Source organism: Acinetobacter sp. YH1901134, from assembly GCF_013416965.1.
GTDB classification, from domain to species: Bacteria; Pseudomonadota; Gammaproteobacteria; order Pseudomonadales; family Moraxellaceae; genus Acinetobacter; species Acinetobacter amyesii.
In genome coordinates this window covers 171,315-191,156 of the sequence record NZ_VPEW01000008.1, presented here as the reverse complement: position 1 = coordinate 191,156, position 19,842 = coordinate 171,315, and the positions used below count along the sequence as shown (strand labels likewise).

19 protein-coding genes and 4 tRNA genes are annotated in these 19,842 nt (G+C 42.2%); 12 read left to right on the top strand and 11 right to left on the bottom strand.

Annotation, left to right across the window (positions count from 1 at the left end; translation table 11 throughout):
• Positions 1-46 precede the first annotated feature (46 nt).
• A complete protein-coding gene (gene wrbA, locus FTV50_RS10395; RefSeq protein ID WP_180010538.1) occupies positions 47-640 on the bottom strand; it encodes an NAD(P)H:quinone oxidoreductase in 594 nt (197 codons plus the stop codon).
• A gap of 112 nt (positions 641-752) precedes the next feature.
• Between wrbA and FTV50_RS10390 the strand changes: the two genes are divergently transcribed.
• A complete protein-coding gene (locus tag FTV50_RS10390) occupies positions 753-2,000 on the top strand; it encodes a YihY family inner membrane protein (RefSeq protein ID WP_180024367.1) in 1,248 nt (415 codons plus the stop codon).
• A 53-nt stretch (positions 2,001-2,053) separates the two neighbouring features.
• Here FTV50_RS10390 and FTV50_RS10385 read toward each other — a convergent pair whose 3' ends face one another.
• Complete coding sequence (locus tag FTV50_RS10385; RefSeq protein ID WP_180024366.1) at positions 2,054-2,983, bottom strand: DMT family transporter; 930 nt, start codon at positions 2,981-2,983, stop codon at positions 2,054-2,056.
• A gap of 103 nt (positions 2,984-3,086) precedes the next feature.
• On the opposite strand from FTV50_RS10385, the gene FTV50_RS10380 reads away from it, so the two are divergent.
• The 3 genes from FTV50_RS10380 (at position 3,087) to FTV50_RS10370 (ending at position 4,771) form a co-directional block, all read left to right on the top strand.
• The gene (locus FTV50_RS10380; protein ID WP_180024365.1) at positions 3,087-3,902 is read left to right on the top strand and encodes a helix-turn-helix domain-containing protein; all 816 of its coding nucleotides are present in this window, start codon (positions 3,087-3,089) and stop codon (positions 3,900-3,902) included.
• Between the two features lie 96 nt (positions 3,903-3,998).
• On the top strand, positions 3,999-4,241 hold the full coding sequence (locus FTV50_RS10375; protein WP_180024364.1) for an SEL1-like repeat protein: 243 nt from the start codon (positions 3,999-4,001) through the stop codon (positions 4,239-4,241).
• Positions 4,235-4,771 carry a tetratricopeptide repeat protein gene (locus FTV50_RS10370; RefSeq protein WP_180024363.1) on the top strand — a complete coding sequence of 179 codons (537 nt, stop codon included), beginning with the start codon at positions 4,235-4,237 and terminating at the stop codon, positions 4,769-4,771. Before FTV50_RS10375 ends, FTV50_RS10370 begins: the two co-directional genes overlap by 7 nt.
• A gap of 52 nt (positions 4,772-4,823) precedes the next feature.
• Here the strand turns inward: FTV50_RS10370 and FTV50_RS10365 are convergent, their stop codons facing one another.
• Together FTV50_RS10365 and FTV50_RS10360 are read right to left on the bottom strand one after the other, a co-directional pair.
• Positions 4,824-5,465, bottom strand: coding sequence for a fumarylacetoacetate hydrolase family protein (locus tag FTV50_RS10365; RefSeq protein ID WP_180024362.1), 642 nt, complete (start codon positions 5,463-5,465; stop codon positions 4,824-4,826).
• Between the two features lie 32 nt (positions 5,466-5,497).
• Positions 5,498-5,995: a YcxB family protein gene (locus FTV50_RS10360; protein WP_180024361.1), complete on the bottom strand. Its 498-nt coding sequence runs from the start codon at positions 5,993-5,995 to the stop codon at positions 5,498-5,500.
• Between the two features lie 184 nt (positions 5,996-6,179).
• Here FTV50_RS10360 and FTV50_RS10355 point away from each other — a divergent pair, with 184 nt between their 5' ends.
• Positions 6,180-7,463: an SRPBCC family protein gene (locus FTV50_RS10355; protein WP_373683688.1), complete on the top strand. Its 1,284-nt coding sequence runs from the start codon at positions 6,180-6,182 to the stop codon at positions 7,461-7,463.
• Positions 7,464-7,557: 94 nt separating this feature from the next.
• On the opposite strand, the gene FTV50_RS10350 is transcribed toward FTV50_RS10355, so the two are convergent.
• The 4 genes from FTV50_RS10350 to FTV50_RS10335 all read right to left on the bottom strand — a co-directional run bounded on the left by FTV50_RS10350 (position 7,558) and on the right by FTV50_RS10335 (position 8,395).
• A tRNA-Arg gene (locus FTV50_RS10350) sits at positions 7,558-7,634 on the bottom strand.
• Between the two features lie 457 nt (positions 7,635-8,091).
• Positions 8,092-8,168: transfer RNA gene (locus FTV50_RS10345), tRNA-Arg, on the bottom strand.
• Positions 8,169-8,213: 45 nt separating this feature from the next.
• Positions 8,214-8,290, bottom strand: a tRNA-Arg gene (locus tag FTV50_RS10340).
• A gap of 15 nt (positions 8,291-8,305) precedes the next feature.
• Positions 8,306-8,395: transfer RNA gene (locus tag FTV50_RS10335), tRNA-Ser, on the bottom strand.
• Between the two features lie 268 nt (positions 8,396-8,663).
• Between FTV50_RS10335 and rnr the strand changes: the two genes are divergently transcribed.
• The 7 genes from rnr (at position 8,664) to FTV50_RS10305 (ending at position 15,386) form a co-directional block, all read left to right on the top strand.
• Positions 8,664-11,081 (top strand): ribonuclease R, encoded by a 2,418-nt coding sequence (gene rnr, locus FTV50_RS10330; RefSeq protein ID WP_180024359.1) that lies wholly within the window; start codon positions 8,664-8,666, stop codon positions 11,079-11,081.
• Between the two features lie 112 nt (positions 11,082-11,193).
• Positions 11,194-11,331, top strand: coding sequence for a hypothetical protein (locus FTV50_RS16720; protein ID WP_257223902.1), 138 nt, complete (start codon positions 11,194-11,196; stop codon positions 11,329-11,331).
• A gap of 3 nt (positions 11,332-11,334) precedes the next feature.
• On the top strand, positions 11,335-11,571 hold the full coding sequence (locus FTV50_RS16715; protein ID WP_257223901.1) for a hypothetical protein: 237 nt from the start codon (positions 11,335-11,337) through the stop codon (positions 11,569-11,571).
• Between the two features lie 129 nt (positions 11,572-11,700).
• Positions 11,701-13,740 (top strand): M3 family metallopeptidase, encoded by a 2,040-nt coding sequence (locus FTV50_RS10320; RefSeq protein ID WP_180024358.1) that lies wholly within the window; start codon positions 11,701-11,703, stop codon positions 13,738-13,740.
• A 40-nt stretch (positions 13,741-13,780) separates the two neighbouring features.
• On the top strand, positions 13,781-13,990 hold the full coding sequence (locus FTV50_RS10315) for a YheV family putative zinc ribbon protein (protein WP_180024380.1): 210 nt from the start codon (positions 13,781-13,783) through the stop codon (positions 13,988-13,990).
• 16 nt (positions 13,991-14,006) lie between these two features.
• A complete protein-coding gene (locus FTV50_RS10310) occupies positions 14,007-14,444 on the top strand; it encodes a hypothetical protein (RefSeq protein ID WP_180024357.1) in 438 nt (145 codons plus the stop codon).
• A 66-nt stretch (positions 14,445-14,510) separates the two neighbouring features.
• Complete coding sequence (locus FTV50_RS10305; RefSeq protein WP_180024356.1) at positions 14,511-15,386, top strand: DMT family transporter; 876 nt, start codon at positions 14,511-14,513, stop codon at positions 15,384-15,386.
• Between the two features lie 86 nt (positions 15,387-15,472).
• Here FTV50_RS10305 and FTV50_RS10300 read toward each other — a convergent pair whose 3' ends face one another.
• From FTV50_RS10300 to FTV50_RS10290, 3 genes are all read right to left on the bottom strand, one after another.
• A complete protein-coding gene (locus FTV50_RS10300) occupies positions 15,473-17,674 on the bottom strand; it encodes a TRAP transporter large permease subunit (RefSeq protein ID WP_180024355.1) in 2,202 nt (733 codons plus the stop codon).
• Positions 17,675-17,865: 191 nt separating this feature from the next.
• Positions 17,866-18,438 carry a rhombosortase gene (gene rrtA / locus FTV50_RS10295; protein ID WP_078192449.1) on the bottom strand — a complete coding sequence of 191 codons (573 nt, stop codon included), beginning with the start codon at positions 18,436-18,438 and terminating at the stop codon, positions 17,866-17,868.
• 41 nt (positions 18,439-18,479) lie between these two features.
• On the bottom strand, positions 18,480-19,562 hold the full coding sequence (locus FTV50_RS10290; protein ID WP_180024354.1) for a hypothetical protein: 1,083 nt from the start codon (positions 19,560-19,562) through the stop codon (positions 18,480-18,482).
• Positions 19,563-19,842 lie beyond the last annotated feature (280 nt).

Below are 19,842 nucleotides of genomic sequence, written 5' to 3'. Positions count from 1 at the left end.
GCCCGTTCGCTACAAAGTTAGCGCAACTTCCTAGAGCAAGTAAGTATCAAATCAACTTTTTGACGACTTCGCCTAGGCGTTTACCCAGCTCTTCACACAAATTACGCTCATCTTGACTCAATGACTGATCATGGCGTGGACCACTGACATGGCTTGCACCATAAGGTGTACCACCCGTTTTGGTATTCGATAATGCCGGATGGGCATTACTTAAACCCATAACCATCATTCCGTGATGAAACAAAGGCGGCAGCATGGTCAGCAAAGTACTTTCCTGTCCCCCATGCATTGAACCTGAACTGGTAAACACACAGGCAGGTTTGCCATGTAATGCGCCATTGAGCCAAAGCGCTGTGGTTTGATCCCAGAAATATTTCATTTCCGACGCCATATTACCAAAACGTGTTGGCGAACCAAGGGCTAAACCTGAGCAATGCGCTAAGTCATCTAAGCTACAGTAAATATCGCCTTCGGCAGGAATACTGGGCTGCACGTCAGTCACCACAGTAGATAAATTTGGAACGGTTCGTATTTTTACCGCCATTCCAGACGCTTCAATTCCATTGGCAATCAAATGTGCCATCTCACGTGTTGAACCATATTTGCTGTAATACAGCACCAGTACATAAGCTTGCGTCATTTTTATAAATTCAATGAAAAAAGAAAACTATACGGTATTTTTCCTATTTTTTGGTTAAGCTAAGTGATGAAAATTGCATAAACATGACTAAAATAACTCGAGACTTGAACGAATGATCGAAGCATTTTTAAAAAAACTTCCCTTTTACGACAAGAAATGGTTTCAGTTTGTTTTATTTGTCATTCGACGTTTTGAAGCCGATCGCTGCCGTGAACAAGCAGGATCATTAACCTATACCACCTTGTTTGCAGTGGTACCCATGTTGACCGTATTCTTGGTCATCATCTCCTCAATTAAAGCTTTAGAACCTGCTCGTCAACAGCTTCAACAATTGATTTATAGTAATTTCCTACCGAAAACGACAATTGCTTTTGATAAAGCACTGAATGCATTCACCGATAAATCCAGTAACCTGACTGTTATTGGTGTACTGTTTTTATTCATTACCACAGTTATGATGCTGACCAGCATTGAGACAGTATTTAACCGAATTTGGCGGGTGCGTGAGACACGTGGCGGCATTATTGGCTTTATGCGCTATTGGACTATTATCTCATTAGGCCCAATCTTACTGGGTAGCGCATTTGTTGTGTCATCTACCTTGGCCTCTATGAATGTCCTCAGCAATAATTTTGCCGGCTATGAACTGGATGGGGCTTTTCTGCTGTGGATCTTATCTTTTTCATTGACCATTTTAGGTTTTTTCATTCTGTATTGGACGATTCCCAACCGCAGTGTGCCGATTAAGGCCGCGCTGATCGCGGGTGTCTTTAGTGCTGTGGTCTTTGAACTGCTCAAAAACCTCTTTGGTTTTGTCATGTCAAATTTCACCAGTTATCAAATCGTTTACGGTGCTTTTGCTGCAGTGCCAATTTTCCTGCTTTGGATATTCCTTTCATGGAATATCGTACTGATTGGGGTAGAAATTAGTTATGCACTGACAGCTTTCAATTCGGGCAACGACCAAAAACGCCATCCTGTGATTATGTTGATGGATTTGCTTGAATTATTTTATAAAAAGCAAAAACTCGGTCAGAGCGTGACAGAAAAAGAAGCGCTTGAGGTTTTAGGGCGTGATGAAATCGGCCGCCTGCCAAGCTATATTTTATTGTTTGAAGAGCAACACCTGATTAAGCGTACAGATGATGATCATTATGTTTTAGTTCGTAATTTAACCCAAGTGGACTTTTGGAGTTTTTACAGTAAGCTGCCCTATCCGCTCCCTAAACGGCAAGATTTAGGTCACGTCGATCCAGATGATGTTTGGATGGAAAAAATTGGGCCGCAACTGGTTGAATCGGATGATTATCTCGCGGCCAAACTCTCGATTCCACTTGCGACTATTTTTGAAGAAAAATAAGCGTAAATAAAAAAAGGAGAGCCGTAGCTCTCCTTTTTTATTTATACATGATCTTAGGTCGCTGTGCGCTGACGTCCCATCAATTTAGACAACCACCGATGCAAGGTTACCGTCATCACCCCGACCATTACTAAGGCCGTCCCCAAGATAAAATTCAGTTCAATCGTTTCGTTTAAGATCAATACACCAAAGACCAGACCAAAGATTGGGGTAAGGAATGAAAAAACGCCCAGACCATTGGCCAGATATTTACTTAACAGCCAAAACCATAACATCAGGCTGAAAAATGAAATAATGAGCACATGAAAAATCATGCTGCTAATGGACAGTACCGTCCAATGTACAGTCATTTGCCCTGTCAGCCACGCCACAGGTAATAAAAACACGCAACCACCAACCAACTGATAAAACAAGGTCTGAGTCGGAGGTGCATCAGAGAGTTTGGTGAGTCTTAACGAAATGGTGGTCAATGCCCACATCACCCCAGCAAGTAATGCCATCGTATCGCCCAACAGTGCTTGAGTGTTGACTGTAGTACGACTTTCACGTCCCATAAACGACAGTACTATTCCTGAAAAGGCAATAAAAATACCGACCCATTGGATCGCTGTAAGCTTTTCTTCAGGCAACTTCCAATGTAAACCTAGTGCCACGAATATCGGTGCAGTATACAGCAAGACAACAGTATGTGATGCAGAGGTATAGCGCAGGGATTCTGCCACTAAAATAAATTCGGCTGAAAATAAAAACGCCAACCAGATACCCGGCAGCAAGTATTCGCGTGTATATAAATGTGTTCCGGGCTTGAGACGAATCAGTGGAAAGACCAACAGCGCAGCCAAACCAGATCGGATGGCAATTTGCATGATCGGCGCAATATCAACCGCGGCCAATTTCAAAATGACCTGTTGAATCCCTAAAATCATGCACAAAATAATCATCAGACCAGAAGCTTTTGCATCTAGCGCCTTACGCTGTTCCACACTATTTACTCGACAATACGACAAGCAACACTATAGAACTGTCAGAAATAAAATATATACTTCAAAATAGACAAGTGATCTTCTTATTCAGGCAAAATTTCTCATGCGTCATAAAGCTCGTGCAGATCATACGCAGTTCCAACAACTTCCCACCAACGATGAAATTCAAGCAGCGCTATGGATCAGTTTTCGTGACGATCCTGCACTGTCTGTTTATCCCGTTCATGGGCATGCTTGGGGCGAGTTTGTCTATGCCTTTAATGGCGTGATGGAAGTGAACATCAATCAGATTGACTATATTACTCCACCGCCTTATGGCATCTGGCTTCCCCCACATTTAGAACATAGTGGTTTAAATCGTACAGCGGTTTCACATGGAACCTTATATGTACATGAATCTTTATGTACCCACTTGCCGAAACAACCGGGGATTTTACTCAGCTCCCCCTTAGTCACCGCGATCTTCAGCCATTTGCGTCTGTTGCACCAACAAGCCGACCTCTTGGAAAATACCGCCGAATATCAACGCTTACTTCATGTGATTTTAGATCAACTGCATCAAGCTAAACTGGTCAGTAGCTATTTACCGCATTCGGAACACCCTGCCCTCAAACAACTGCTTGATTATTTACATCAACATCCTGCAGATCAGAGCGCGCTTGAGCAATTGGCACAGCGGATAAACATGACGGAACGTACTCTGGCGCGTTATTGTCAAAAAGAACTTGGGATGTCGCTGCATGAATGGCGACAACGCCTCAAAGTCATGAAAGCCATGTCGATGCTCAACGCTGGCCAAACGGTCGAAAATATTGCTTTAGAACTTGGTTATGCCAATGCCTCGGCGTTTATAAATATGTTTAAAAAATGGATGCTTTGCACCCCAGATCAGTTTAGGAAATCTACCTTAAAGCCCTAAATGTGTTTAAATTTAGCTATAAGGGTCTCTATAAAGTGATTCAACAATCCGTTAAGATCAAAAAATCTACGAAAAATGATAAAGACTCCATTTCGAATGAATAAAAAAACCATTTTAGCGCTGTGTTTATCTGCCGTATTTTTAACGGCTTGTAGTTCCAAAGAACAGCGTGAATTTAAATCTGCACTCAAAATAGCTCAAATGGGCGATGCGACCGCACAAATGAAAGTGGGTGATTTATACCTCAGTGGAACGGGCACAGAACAAAATATCGAACAAAGTGTACATTGGTACAAAGCTGCTGTGGATCAAGGCACTACGGACGCATTCGCATGGTGATGACTCAAGCCTACCAAGGAAACCCGCATGCAGATCAAGTGATTCGAAAGATGCAGCAAGATGGTAATATTTTCCTTGCACACTGGGTGCTAGACCTTGCAAAAAAAACTCATGATCCTACTGCTGAATATACCGTTGGTTGGATGTACGACACTGGAAAAGGCTTAATTCAAGATAAGCACCAAGCGCAAATTTGGTATGAAAAAGCAGCCAAACAAAAGAATATCGAAGCGATCAAAGTCTTGGGAAATCAACATTATTTTTCTGAACATCCTTCGTCAACACCCGACAAAGCAGCTGAATATTTAAGCTATGCCGCAGAACAAGGGCAAGATGCTGACGCGGCGATGAAAATGGCACATTATTATCATTATGATATTCGAGATGGTGAAAAAGCGCGACAATGGTATGCCAAAGCAGGTGCATTGGGAGACACTGACTCACAGCATATGGCCGACACCTATGAAACATGGAAAGACACTGGTCCTTTACAACCAAATGAGCCACCGCCATCAAGTAGCACTGAATAGATCAATCAAAAAAGGCTGCATTAAGCAGCCTTTTTTGTATTTCGTTCACAGTTTATTTGACAAAGGTTGTCCAGACATAGTCCTGATTTTTGCCTTTTAGGGTCATTTTCAACTGCTCACCTGACTGTAGTGCCGCGACACCTGCAGGCGTACCCGTCATGACCACATCGCCCGCCTCAAGACTAAACACTTGGCTAATATTGGCCAACAAAGTACCCACATCAAAAATCAGCAAAGCAGTATCACCGTTCTGACGCAGTTCATCATTGACATGCAAGGTATAATGCACATCTTTCCAATCTTGAACCACCTCTTGGACATCGACCCAATCCGCAAGGATGCAAGAACCATCATAAGCTTTGGCACGTTCCCACGGCTGACCTTTTTTCTTTAAGTCATCTTGTAGATCACGCAAAGTCAGATCTAGGCCCAAAGTCACAGCTCCGACTGCTTCTAAGGCTTTGCGTGGATCAGTTTCAGCCGATAAAGGTCGATCAATACGTAAACTTAATTCGCATTCATAGTGGCAACTGCCCCATGCAGGATTCCATGAGATGCCTCGGTCTAATGCGGTTAATGCACTTGGCGGCTTCATAAAAAGTACAGGACGGTCAGGAATTGCATTGCCTAATTCTTTGGCATGATCTGCATAACTACGACCGACGCAAACAATTTTAGATGGACGTGACTGCATACTACTCCCTCTTTTGTTATGAATAGATTGTCTTAGTGCTGAAAAGTATTGCTAAAAGTCGCTTGGTCCGCAGTATTTTTAAATGCACTTTTCGGCACAATAATCACGGTTTTATTTTTCAGCTCAAGCATATAGGTCAATTTGCCTTCAGCAAAATTTGCCACTTCAGCATAATGAAAGACATTCTTACGCCCATTGGCATGAATTTCTGCATAGTCTTGAAATAAATCAATACCTTGTTCACTTTTGCCTAATTGGTATTTTACAAACTGGCGTTTAAACATCATCGGTAAAAACCAATAACGCATGATGCCTTGAAGAAGTAAAAAGAAAGCGCCCAGCCCAACATAGTAGGCACCAACTCCATCTACACCCAAGTAAAAACCCCAGATGATAATCCCAAGGCTAATAGCTGGCGTTAAAAAACGCGTAAATTGCTTTTTGCCAAAAGTAGCTAGTGCAAAACCATCCTGTGATTCTTCTAGATTTAAAAAATAGCGCAGCGATAATGCAGGTAGATTCTCAGACATAAGCGTATGAATATTTAAAAATGAATTGCGCTAAATACTACACCACAATTCAAACTTGCTTCATGCTTTTTAATGGTCGGTTGTAACACTTCACTACTTCCCTTCCACCTAGAAATACGTTAAAAACAGCAACAAATAAAAGATTGCATACGCAGGATGTGACATGCAGATAACAAAAATAATCATGATGCTAGCGTTTCTGAGTGGACTGAGCATATCGACCAGTTGGGCCAAATTCGTTCAATGGCAACCCCAGATTCCTAGTAGTTTGGACTTGTTTAATGGCAATGCCAAAGCCTTGGCAAATCTTGCCGGTGATCACATCGTGATTTTTGCACATCCTTCACAGCAGATTAGTCTGCCCACGATGAAAGCAGGTCAAAAAGTCGTTGGTAAATTTCAAAGTGCCGCCGTGGTTGTCCCAACCAACAGCAAAAATGTGTCCAGATTACTCAGTAATTATCCAAACTATGCTGGCTTATTTCCCACGCTAAAATCTGCTGAGGTTTTGCAACAGCAAGGTTCAACCAGCCAAGTTGAATACCGCATCCATATCCCGACACCTATTCCGGTTTTAAACTTTAAAGAAACCGTGGTGATGCAGCACCAAATTGATCACAACAACATTAATAGTTTGGTTCTACAAGCACCGGTGCCCTTTGGTGCAGGGAAAATTGAATGGTTTGAGATCGATGCTCAACACACCTTGATTAGTGTGACCCAATGGGGCGATTTAAATCAGCCCAAAGGTTTTTTGTTTAGCAAAATATTAAATGCCTTACACGATGCCAAGTTAGGGATTCCTGCGGGAACCAATGGTTTTTTACTCGAATCATTACAGCGCCGATTTAAAGCCTTTAGCAGTGAAACTCTCGCTGCAAATCAATTGCCTGAACTCAAATTAAATGCCTCTCAACTCGACAAGGTCACTCAATTAAGTCAAAGCTCGAAAGAACCTGTGTCCTTTATTTTGACAGCGCAGCGCGTTCCCTTTGGGCAAAACTATGAAGTGATGCGCTTTAGCACCAGTTTTCAATATTATGCACAAGAGCCTTCGAGCTTACAGCGCTGGATTAATGTGTCTTCGTTTAAGCACTTATTTCCTAGACAAGTCAAACACATGCAAGTGCAGAAAATTAATCCGCACCTCATGGATGCCGACTATAAAATTTCGGTGGGTTTAGGTGTGATCAATATTCCCTTCGATTTTAAAATGCGTTTTAACTATCCCGATTTATTGCAAAATCAATACACCGCAACAGGTGGGGACTTAAAGTTTGTCCGAGGTGCTATGCATATTCGCCCCTTACAACAAGGGTCGTTATTACAATTGACCAGTGCGGTGAAGATTGATGACAAAGCACCGTTTTTACTTCGTGCTATGCGCAGTATGCCGTATCACGACATGTTGCCGGCTTTAGGCGGAAATACGGTCTTTGCACTCAAAGTTAAGCAGAAGTTAAGTTAGAATCTTGATTGATGAACTGAATTTATTGGTTTTAGCTATATTTCAGACACAAAAAAAACCGCAACATGTGCGGTTTTTTCAATCTTGATCAAGTTGGTGCGCTCAGAGAGATTCGAACTCCCGACCCCTTAGTTCGTAGCCAAGTGCTCTATCCAGCTGAGCTATGAGCGCGACGTCTTGATGAGGCTCATTATACGTGATTTTTATTTTTTGTTAAGAGCTTTTTCATATAAATTTAACCAAACGCACAGCAAATAAACAATTACCCGTTAAACACGCTAAAAATCAGCTAGATTTACTTTTTTAATGGCTTTTTCATCACAAGTTTGGAATTTAAACTTAGCAATACTCACGTATAAATGCTCAAGATAGATAACAAATCTATCGACATCATTGAATCACTGCTTTAACTCACTCAATTCTTTTTTAAACTTAGATTTAAAAAAATTGCATCACTATGAATATCTGAAAAAAGGGTTATCTATAGAAGATAAGCAAAATTGAAATTTACTGATGGGTAGTTTTATGAAATAGAACGCTTAATAGAATCCAAACAAAAGACAGCAATATCAAAGCGATAAATCACAAGCACAAAAAAACCGCAACATGTGCGGTAATTTTTTCAAGTTGGTGCGCTCAGAGAGATTCGAACTCCCGACCCCTTAGTTCGTAGCCAAGTGCTCTATCCAGCTGAGCTATGAGCGCGTAACTTGTGTCGTCTTAAAAGACTACGTTTTCAGATTTACTTATTGGTGCGCTCAGAGAGATTCGAACTCCCGACCCCTTAGTTCGTAGCCAAGTGCTCTATCCAGCTGAGCTATGAGCGCGACATAAGTAAATCGTGGCGGTGAGAGAGGGATTCGAACCCTCGATACAGTTGCCCGTATGCATCCTTAGCAGGGATGTGGTTTCAGCCACTCACCCATCTCACCGTAACGTGCCGCCATAATACAAAGATCATGATACGACTGCAAGCACAGTCGTTATATTTTTTTCATTTTTTTACTCAATTAGATATTTTTTAAACGATTTTCAAAAAATTAGTGCAAAATTAGTTCAGCACGCACAGCTGTCCCCTACTTTTCAGCTTTAAACATTATAAAATATCGGCATAAAACACTTTATTGCAATCAATTGCGTGCAGTATCTGCTTGCATGACTTATGCTAATCCTAATCTTCTGATTTGAAGCCAAATACATATGAAAAACTGGGTCGACCCTGAAGCAAAAGCTGAAGCCGAACGTTATGACAATCCAATTCCAAGCCGTACTCTAATTCAAGAGACGATTGAACAACTGAAAACTGCAATGTCGCATGCCGATCTTGTAGAACATTTTGAAATTGCCGATCAAAAAAGTATTGATGCACTGAGTCATCGTCTGATTGCGATGGTTCGAGATGGTCAGTTGATGAAAGATGGATTTAAGTTCCAGCTTGCAGCTGAGCAACCGACTCATGAAGCAACGGTTTATATCAACTCAAAAGGTTTAGGCACAGCCAATATTAGCGGTGAAGATGACCTTTTACTTCCTGAACGTGAGTTGCGTCAGGTGTTTAATGGTGACCGTGTTAAAGTCCGCCAAACTTCGGTAGACCGTAAAGGCAAAGCATGGGGCTTTATTACTGAAGTTCTACAGCATCGTGTCAAAGAAATTATCGGTAAAGTGTCTGAGTATGAAGGTGAATATTTTATTCAGCCGGCAAATCCCAATGCACACCAACCGATTACTTTAGAAAAAGAATTAATCGAGCATGCCAAAGTCAAACTCGGCGACTCTGTACGTATTGCGATTGACAGCTACCCAACCAAAGAAGAATTTGCGACAGGTCATATTGTTCAGTCGATGGCTGATAAAGCAGACACTGAAATTATTATTCCACAAACCATTTTAGAGTTTGGTTTACCTTACGAATTCCCTGAAGCGGTACAACAAGAAGCCGACAGCTTTAAAGAACCATCAGAACAAGACCGTGAAGGTCGTGTCGATTTACGTGATTTAGCACTTGTCACCATTGATGGTGAAGATGCACGCGACTTCGATGATGCCGTGTATGCGGAAAAACGTCCGGGTGGTGGTTATCGTGTTGTGGTGGCAATTGCCGATGTCAGCCATTATGTACGTCCGGGTAAACCGCTGGATGACGAAGCTCAAGAGCGCGGTACATCGGTGTACTTCCCTCATTTTGTATTGCCGATGTTGCCTGAGGCGCTGTCGAATGGTTTATGTTCTTTGAACCCACACGTAGACCGTTTATGTATGGTCTGTGATTTAAACTTATCTCGCGCGGGTCGTGTCACTAAGTTTGAGTTCTATCCGGGTGTAATGCATTCAAAAGCTCGTTTGACCTATACTCAAGTGGCCGAATATTTTGAGGGTAATAGTCAAGCCATTCCTGAAGACCGTGATGTACGTAAATCGGTCAATACCTTATTCCAATTGTATCAAGTGTTGAAAGGCTTACGTGCTGAACGCCACGCGATGGAATTTGAAACCGTTGAAACTTATATGACCTTTGATGAGCTAGGCGGTATTAACGAAATCCTACCGCGCAGCCGTAATGATGCACACAAACTGATTGAAGAATGTATGTTGTTGGCAAACGTCGCAGCGGCAGAATATGCATTAAAAAATGAAATTCCAATGCTGTACCGTGTGCATGAGCCACCTGAGTTTTCACGCATTCAAAAGGTTCGTGATTTTGTGAAATTATTGGGGCTGCCATTCCCTGAACAGCCGACTCAAGCTGACTATCAAGCCGTGATTGATGCCACCAAAGACCGTATTGATGCTCCAAGTATTCATGCCGTTTTACTCCGTTCAATGATGCAAGCTTATTATGGCGCGAACAATGCAGGTCACTTTGGCTTGGCTTATGAAGCGTATACGCATTTCACATCTCCAATCCGTCGTTATCCAGACTTGTTACTTCACCGTGCCATCAAAGCACAATTGAAGAAAAAGCCTTACCCAATTTCTGGTGCTTCGCTGGATGATGCAGGTGAACACTTCTCTGCGACCGAGCGCCGTGCAGATGAAGCATCACGTTCTGTCACTACATGGTTGAAGTGCCATTACATGCAGCAACATTTGGGTGAAGAGTTTGTCGGCACTATCAGTGCGACTGCTGAATTTGGCCTGTTTGTAACACTCAAAGACTTATATGTTGATGGCATGATCCACGTCAGCCAATTGGGTGATGACTTCTTTGTCTATGACCAACCAAGTCAGAGCTTAATTGGTCAATCTCGCGGTCAAGTTTTCAGTCTCGGCGATGAAGTGAAAATTAAAGTCGCTGGTGTGAATCTAGAAGAGCGCAAAATCGACTTTGAATTGATTCAACAATTGAGCCATGCAGGTCGTGCTATTCGAGCGCGTGCCCCTCGTGTTGCAAAGCCTACAGCCAAAGAAGAAGTCTTTTCAGAGCGTAAAACCAACGCTGCTGAAGATGGAGAACAACCCATACGACGCAAAAAATCGAAATCTAAGCCCAGTTCATTCGGTAAAAAGCCTGCTAAAAAATCTGCAAGCAAATCTGAAGCGAAGGCTAAAGATAAAGTGAAGAAAAAATCTAAACCGAAAAAGAAAAAATCCAATGCTAAATCAGCTGCGGATTAAGGTTGAAAGAAAAGAGCGCTTCGGCGCTCTTTTTGATTCTTAAATTAAAATTAAATGCTTGATATTTCAACCAATATTACTATCTTCTAGCCGTCTTTTAACGGCGGTTATTATGAAAACAATATTTACTGTACTACTAACATGTTCAATTTTATTCAGCACAGGGTGTGCAACCATGTTTAATGGTTCATCTCAAACGGTCAACATTCGTAGTAACGATGCCGATGCAAAACTCTATGTAAATGAATAGTATATGGGTAAAAACAATGCTGTTTATACTTTTAAAAAGAAAGAAAACTATGTTTTAAAGGCTGAAAAAACAGGCTGTAAAACGACTACAGTCGTTCCTACAAAAACGTTTGACCCTACACCCCTTCTCGGGGTTTTAGTCGACTGGGGAATTATTTCTATTTTAGTGGTTGATGGTGCGGCAACAGGCTCGTGGCAGAAATTCAATCAAACAAATTTTGTGATTGATCCTGATTGTTAATTCATCATTAAGCCTGCATTACATGTAGGCTTTTTATTTCATAATAAAGAATAAAAATATAAACCTTGATTTAACCTGCAACAAACCCTACATCTATAAATAACTCAGGATTTATATGAAGTAGAAAATATGACTTTAGAAAAGGCAACTTTGCCCGTTCCTCAATTTGATCAAATCACTTTAGATCAACTCAAAGAAAAAATTCAAAATGCGATTCAACACGGTCAACAATTTCTAAATGAACTGACGGTTGTTCCAGATTCGGTACAAAAACAACTGAATACTTTAGAACAGGTCGATGACCTTGAAAATAATATGAGTGAAGCTTGGGGCGTGCTGTCGCATCTGAACGCCGTGATGAATAATGCTGAAACTCGAGAGCTCTACCAATCTTTATTACCCAGCCTGAGTGAGTACTATACGCAGCTAGGTCAACATACAGTGTTGTATCAAACGTATCAGCATGTACATGACAACAGTGTATTTGACACGCTTCCTGCAGCACAGCAAAGCGCGATTAAACTTGCGTTACGAGATTTTAAACTTTCAGGCGTAGCCTTAGAAGGTGAAGCGAAAAAACGCTATGCAGAAATATCTGCACGACTTTCACAGTTATCATCAGACTTTTCCAATCACGTATTGGATGCCACCCAAGCCTACTTCAAACCTTTAACTGAAGCGCAGCTCAAAGGACTACCTCAAGGCAGTATTGAACTTCTGAAACAATATGGTCAGCAACGCGAACTCGAACAGGCTGTAGCCACACTCGACTTCCCGTCTTATATTGCCATTATGACCTATGCAGAAGACCGCGAAGTGCGTGAAGCACTCTATAAAGCCTATACCACACGTGCTTCTGATCAGGCAGACTCTGCTGAATTTGATAATACAGCGGTCATGGAAGAAATCTTGAAACTACGTCAGGAAATGGCAAGCCTGCTTGGTTTTAACAATTACGCCGAATTGTCTTTAGCAAGCAAAATGGCACCCGATGTGGCAACTGTAGATCAGTTCCTGATTGAATTGGCAGAACATGCGCGTGAACCAGCAGAGAAAGAAATCGCTGAACTGAAAGCCATTGCAGCGCAAGACGGTATCACTGAGTTACAACCGTGGGATGCCACTTTCTATTCAGAAAAACTCAAAGTTCAACAGTTTAATTTGTCACAAGAAGACCTGAAGCCCTATTTCCCTGCACCTAAAATTATTCAAGGCTTGTTCAGCATTGTAAATCGTCTCTATGGCATCAATGTAATCGAGCGTGAAGCGCCTGTTTGGCATCCTGATGCACGTTACTTTGAACTTGAAGATCAAGGCAGCGTGATTGGCGGTTTTTACTTTGACCTGTATGCACGAAGCGGTAAACGTGGCGGCGCATGGATGAGCGGCTTCCGTTCACGCATGCAAACTGAAAATGGTCTGCAAAAACCAATTTGCTACATGGTCTGCAACTTTACCCCACCTGTCGGTGAGCAAGCTGCTTTACTTACCCATGATGAAGTAACGACGCTGTTCCACGAATTTGGTCATGGCTTACATCACATGCTCACTGAAGTCGATAATATTGCTGTGGCTGGTACACATGGCGTGGCGTGGGATGCAGTAGAGCTACCAAGTCAATTCATGGAATTTTGGACTTGGGATCAAGAAAGTTTAGATTTGCTCAGTGAACATATCGAATCAAAACAAACATTACCAGCCGATCTGCTAAAAGCATTACAAGATGCGCGTTTCTTCCAGTCTGGGATGCAAACGTTACGTCAAATTGAATTTGCCATGTTTGACTTAAATATCCATAAGGCCAACCCTGCTTTGGACGCTACAGGCATCCAAAAAACCTTAGATGATATTCGTCAAAAATATGCAGTTGCACCCACCACTTCGTACAACCGTTTCCAACATGGTTTCAGTCATATCTTCGCAGGTGGCTACGCTGCTGGTTATTATTCATACAAATGGGCAGAGGTTTTGGCAAGTGATGCCTTCGACCGATTCGAAAATGAAGGAATTTTTAATACTTCGACTGGCAAGTCGTTTAGACAATTTATTCTAGCAGTTGGCGGAAAAGATACGGCACTTGACGCATTTATCAATTTCCGCGGACGCGAGCCAAAAATAGATGCTTTGCTGCGTCATCAAGGTTGGACGAACGCATCTAAAAACGCTTAAACTAGGGACCTTAGTTAGATTCAAGGTAAGTATGATGACCATTAAACGACGCTTCATTGCAGGTGCAAAATGTCCAAAATGCCAAGCGATGGACCGGGTTGTCATGCTGACCTCTGGCGAAGACGAATGGATCGAATGCATTGATTGTGGTTACAGTGAAAATCGACCGACTAATGTCGATCAACCTGAACAACCTGCCGTGCCAGACGATATCGGTGTGATCCAATTTAAGCCACGTCAGCCTAAATAAAAATTAAGGTCAAACAATGACAGAAGATCAAAGACATAATCCAAAATTGTTAGTTGGAATCATTGGGGGCTTAACGTTATTGATTGCTATCTTTTTTGCATATCAATGGTTAAGCAGCAGTACAGCAGATAAATCTGCACTTCAAGAAGAAATGGTCGCTGCACCGGCTAAACCGCCTGTTGCAGTCCCAGTCCAATCTGAGACTGAAGCATCAGTCCCTACCGCAGAGACTGACACCATTAAATTGGTCGAAGAAGACATTTTAGATGCAGCTGTGCCTGAAAATGCCTCTTTAGCCAAAGAAGAAATTGCCAAATTAGATGACATTCAACAACAATTGAATGATCAGGAGCAAAGTTTAAAACAGCAACATTCAGATGCAGATGAGCTGATTAAACTGAAAGAAGAACAAATTAAATTACTCGAAGCACAGTTAGCACAACGAGCAAAATAACCGACTTCTGCTACACCATGTGTACTTATAGGCTAGAATATCATCAGATTTTCTAGCCTTTTTGTTATGTCCACTACTACACCACAAAATATCCCCAAAGCAATTGGCTTTCTTATGCTATCAGCGCTGCTTTTTTCCATAATGGGGGTTTGTATACGCTATGCATCTCACACGGTAGATAATGCCACCATCGTATTTTTTCGCAATGCGGTTGGCTTATTGATCTTTTTACCCCTGATTTTGCAAAAAGGCAGCACGTTTTTTAGAACTGAAAAACTGTGGATGCATACCTGGCGTTCAATCGTGGGCTTGGTGGCAATGTATGGTTTTTTTTATGCCATCGCACACTTAAAACTCTCCAATGCCATGGTCTTCACCTATTCCTCGCCGATCTTCATCCCCTTAATTGCATGGTTATTTTTAAAAGAAAAAATGACCCTGAGTATGCTCATTGCCGCCGTCATTGGTTTAATCGGCGTGCTCTTCGTCGCAAAGCCCGATGCAGGAATGTTCAATCAGTTATCACTCATCGGACTAACCGCAAGCTTCTTGGCAGCCATGGCATTTGTCACTGTCCGTGCCCTTACAGCAACTGAACCACCTGAACGCATCGTGTTTTATTTCTGCTTTTTTGGCACGCTCATATCGATGATCCCGATGCTCTGGCTCTGGCGTCCTTATAGTTTAAAGGAGTTAGCTTTTCTGATTACAGCGGGACTTTTGGCCAATATCAGTCAAATTTTTATGTCCAATGCCTATAAGCTTGCACCCGCAGGTCAAATTGGCCCCGTCAACTATATAGCGATTATTTTTGCCGGTATTTGGGGCTTTGCCCTGTGGCAAGAATTGCCAGACATTTACAGCCTATTCGGCTTTGCTTTTATATTTTTAGCGATTTTGCTTTGTAGTCCGATCCTACAAAATAAATTTAAAGAGTCATAATCGTCTCATTCATTTACCATCAATCGCACAGCCCCTTATTCAATAAAAAAGCACCTGAAGGTGCTTTTTTATAACTCACTGCGAATTTATTGGTACCAACCAAATAGTTTCAGAATATAAGGAGCATAAGTCACGATCACCAAAGCTGGGAACAATACAAGGATCGGTAAAATCCAACGTTCATAGCGATAATAGAAATTGGTGTATTGGGCTTTTGCTTCTGCATCTGCTGCCCGTACCTCTTCATCCCCGACGGAGAGTCGTGTCAGCAAGTGATTCAGCGCTACAGGTGGCGAAACATAACCGAGCTCAAAGGCAACCAAAACGATCATCCAGAAGTGAATCGGATGGATACCATTTTCGTAGGCTACTGGTGCAATCGTTGCTGCAACCAAAATTACTGCCCCGAATGGATCTGTCGTCATACCAATAATCGCCAATAACAATGCGATAAAGGCCAATGAAATATAGATATTGCCCAAATGCGTTGGTAATAATTCAACGATTTCTGTCCGTTCAATCAAACCGCCGACACTTGCCGACAAGGCCATTAAGATAATTAATGCGCCAATGTGTCCAACCGTTTCTGAAGAAGCAAACCAAATTGAACTACCGAAACCACGACGGTTAGCCCCATGTCCACCATGTTCACGCATGAACTCAGAACTTTGCTCATGTTGTAAGCTGAGTTGTTCATGTGCATCTACAGTTTGCGAAGTAAAACGATCTGCAAACCAACGGTCAAACATAATGTAAACAATCAGAATGATCGGTAGAACCACAGGCGCGGTGAACTCATCCATTTGTGTATCTAAACCGTACTTGTAGAAAGCAATGACAAGCAGTGTCAGTACGATATACGGAATCACAGGAATGAACGCTTTCAGCATGCCCGGAATAGCCACTTTCGGCGATGCAACACGGAAACGTGTTTCTGCCAAGAACAGTGAAATACCCAAGAACAAGAATGCCGTGAGCCAGAACACATAGATACCGTGATCAAATAGCTCATCTGAGGTGACATGGCGGCTATCAAGCATCGAAATCAAGATAATCAATAGACACGGACGAATGACCACACCTAAGGAACCTGACATTGCCGATACAGCCAGTGCAAACTGACGACGAGAGCCGGAGTTCCACACTTCTTTATAAATAATTGCACCTGCTGCTACAACAAAGATCCCCGAAGCACCGGTATAAGCGGTTGGAATCGCCGCGGCAATCAGAATTAACCACGTCAAGGTCTCAGGTGCTAAGTTCCATGGACGTAAAATCCCCAAGAACAAATCCATTACGCGCGTTTGGGTCAATAACATTCCGGCCCAAATAAACAGTGCAAGGTTTAGGAAAATCCCAGAGAACTCGACCAATTGCCCAAGGTAAATCCCCTGACCCATTGGATAGTCCATAAAGAAGGTAAACGCCACACCCGTAATAATCGCCATAAAGGCATACAGCGGTACACTCAATAGCGCAAAACCAATATTCCCCGGACCCGGCTCTTTCGCCGCAGGTGGTTTAAAGAACTGATAAATACTGATGAAGGTGACAATACCAAACAGGGCTAGCCACAACCAATATACCGCCAAGGTTTCCGTGGTCGATTTCACCCCAGAATTCAGGACTGAATTAAATTGGCTATACACCGAGAAAGTTAATAGACCATTACCAATCGCCATGAATAAAGCATAAACTTTATAATCCAAGCGTGTAGTTGGCGCACGTAGACCAATATGATGGAACTTCACTGAAGCGGTAATGGCAGATACCAAGACCATCAATAAAAGAATCAATACACGGTTTTCAGAACCAAATTTAAAGATGCCAAAGAATGTCGTCTCAATCGCACGATAAGTACGAATACTTGGATGCTCATCTAAATAAGCTTTTGCTTTGTCATAAAATTGGAATTTTTCTTCACATTGCTGTACACCTGCCATGACCGATGCACGTACATCGGATTCAGATGCTGTACCAAAAATGTCAGCAAATTCGTCAGCTGCATTGGCTTTCATTTGCGTTTGCACCATTTTTTCTACATCTGGGTGGCGGTCACAATCTGGCTTGGTCGGTTCTGCACGTAAAAATGAATACTGCATCCCAATGCTTTCATTACCATACAAACGCTCACCAGTACGCAGAAGCTGACCATGAATCATCTCCCCTGTCCCGATAATCAATGTAAGCAGAAGCAAGATCAACACGACTAGAGTCGAAATCCATTCTGTCCAGACATACCTTAACAGCCCGACGATGCCGGATCTGTTTTGTGTATCATTTTGCATGAGTCTTCCTATTTTTTATTTTGGAGCCTAGCGGGGCTAAGCATCCTTTTCCTTATCGGCTCGAGAAGTTCCTTTCCCTGACCTAACTGTTTTATTATTACGTTTAAATTTGCATCAATATTCAAAACATTAAAATGACAATATGTATTTTCTTTTCGGTTTTTTTTGTCAACCCAATCACCTAAAGTGCGTTAGCGATCCCAGAAATAATTACCAATAAGATAAAACACGGCGATGACAATGCCCCAAATCACCCCCAATAAATGGGCTTCGACTAAAACGGGGCTTCCTATTAATTCTGCCGTTCCGGTATTCCCTACGGTATTTTCCCACACCAATTTTGCCAAAATCAGCAAGAGGACAAAGGCTGCAAAATTTCGCTCCCGTTTATACATTAAATGTACGCAAGCGACTGCAACATAAGCGCCATGCAAGACACCAGATAATCCTGCATAGGCTTCAATATCGGGAAGGAAAAAATAGAAACTTAGACTGATTAAAGGGGATAAAATCAATAAGATGGCAACAAAGTGCCATATTGAAACTCTTGGAAAAATAAACGGTAAGCAGATAAAGGCCAACATATTTAAAGCAAAATGAATCCAACCGACATGAACCCAATGGGCCGTCCATAAGCGCCAAAAGTCATGAAATAAATCATCTTGCCAGTAGATAAAATAGTCTTTAAATACCTGTAGCGAGGCACAGATCGAAACGAATACAGCAAGAAAGACAATTTTCGGAATTAAAAATTGTGTTTTCATTTTCGCTCCTCCTGTACCTAACATTTGGACTACATGCTTTATTAATTTGTTGCAGCGCCACTCGTTTCTGTAGCACCACTGCTTTCAGCATCGCCACTAAACAAATCATCGAGTTCTGAACTATTGGCACTTTCATCCCAGAAATGTTCCATACCATCATCGCCGGTACGAACGCCTGTATGTTCAGTCCAATAGCGATCTGAAATCCCTTTCACCATGCTTTCAGCCATACTATCGATGAGCTTAAATTGCGGGTTAACAGGTTTTTCATCGCTACGTGCCTGTGCAAAGGTACGTAAGGCATCACGAATTTTCGTATCATCGCCACTGGCTTGTGCAGCAACCGCATATAACGCATGTGACAGTCTTACGCCTTTTTGCTCACCAATTTGCGCGGATTGTTTTAAGGTTTGGTATGGATCAGGTTTTCCATCTCCTGCACCCGGCAATAACGTCCAGATCACAGCGCGGGTTGCATTTGGTGCGCCCCAGAATTTTTCATTATTCAGACACACCATACCGCGTTCAACAATCGCAGCAATGTCTTTCGGAACGTTTACCGCCCCACCTGAGTTAATATCATTGGTCATGGCCTGTAAGCCACTTAACATTCCCAACATATACACTGTTTGGTCAATGTCGCTGTTCATTTTTGGACAGCCTTCACCTAGACTTTTCTTATACTTCTTTTCAAAACGATCTTGAAATAATTGATAGCCAGTATATTGACGCTGTGCCGCAAGTGCCGCCCAACGCTTTTGCTCAACACGGGCATCTTGTGCTTCTGTCACTTGGTTGGCTTTAGATGCACGTAAATAGCGTAACTCTGCATCTAAGGCTTTTTGTTCTGCACATATTCCTGCTGCTGAATACATCAACACTGCCACACGTGTTGGGTCTGCGCCCATATCTTTAGTGGCCATAATGGCTGGGGTTAATGAATTACCTGAATTACACACCATTTCAGCATCTTCCATGGCTAAAATTGGTGGCACAATATGTTTTTCGGTAAATCCGAGTGCAACATTAGCACCGGTTTTTACAACCTGCGAACAACCCGCGAATAATGTACTTGTTATTGCTACAACTGCCACACCCTGGCATATTTTTTGGACGCTCGACATTTTCCTGTCCTCTATAATTGTGTTTATGTCCATCACGACAAACATATCAGAAGCAAAAAATGAATAAAAGAGTATTTGCTCTAATTTGAACGACACACTGTGCCACGAATCACGCTGAATGCAATTGACTGATTTTTTAGAAAGACTAAATTTTAGGCAAAAAAAAGTAGCATAGCGACGGTTCGGCACATGCTACTTATTAACTGTGAAAGCGTTTGACTGCTTATTTTTGAGTTAACTGTTCCTTCAGCACTGTTCCTAGTCGTCCTATAACAATTGC